This window comes from Aminobacter sp. P4_D5 (genome assembly GCF_056401815.1).
The window spans coordinates 1-736 of record NZ_JBFUIP010000661.1; the positions used below are offsets into that span (position 1 = coordinate 1).

The following is a 736-nucleotide window of genomic DNA, read 5'->3' on the forward strand; positions in this document are numbered from 1 at the left end:
CTTCCTGGAAGGCGCGAGCACGCTGCAGGGCGTGACGGCCGACGCCCAGCCGGATCCGACGGGCCTACCCTTCGCGCGGGCGCGGCTGCAGATGGATCCTGCGCGGGCCGTCTCGCTCGTCCAGGCGCTGCACGCAGGCGAGCCTTCGATCTGGACCATCGACCAGGGCGCGGCGGCCGGTAACGTCGTCTTCGAACTGGTGCCGCTTGATCATGACGAGATCGACGAGATTCTGGAGCGGCTCAGGGTGCTTTCGGCTTCGTCCTGACCCAGCTCGGGGTGATGTGGACCGCGACCTCATCGCTGTCCGCGCGCGTGACCAGTACCTCGCCGAAGATGGTACGCCCGCTGCCCTTGATGACGCGCGCCGTCGCGATGATCGGCCCCGGCCCACAGGCGCGGAGGAAGTTCACGTTCATGGTCGTCGTCAGGCTCTCGTCGCGGCCGTCGGTGCCGGCGAGCAGCGCGGCCCACATGGCGATGTCGGCGAGACCCATGATCGCCGGGCCGGAGACCGTGTTCCCCGGCCGCAGCACGCGCGGGGTGGAGGGCAGTTCCAGCCTGGCATAGCCGGGCGAGGCCTCCAGCAGCCGCACGCCCCATTCGGCGCCGAGGGGCACGCCCGCATGCATGATCGCTTCGATCTCGGCGAGGGTCACGCGGGCGCCCCGGCGACGACGCGGCCGATACAGGGATTGCCGCCGAGCCAGTAGCAGAGCTCTGCCGGCCGTTCGAC

General features: G+C 70.5%; 2 protein-coding genes. One reads left to right on the plus strand and one right to left on the minus strand.

Annotated features, from left to right (window positions below; translation table 11 throughout):
* On the plus strand, positions 1-268 hold a 268-nt coding region (locus tag AC1DWF_RS34165), incomplete at its 5' end, for a hypothetical protein (protein ID WP_476842921.1).
* Here AC1DWF_RS34165 and AC1DWF_RS34170 read toward each other — a convergent pair.
* The coding region (locus AC1DWF_RS34170) for a PaaI family thioesterase (RefSeq protein WP_476842922.1) at positions 243-736 on the minus strand (494 nt) is incomplete at its 5' end. The genes AC1DWF_RS34165 and AC1DWF_RS34170 overlap by 26 nt on opposite strands.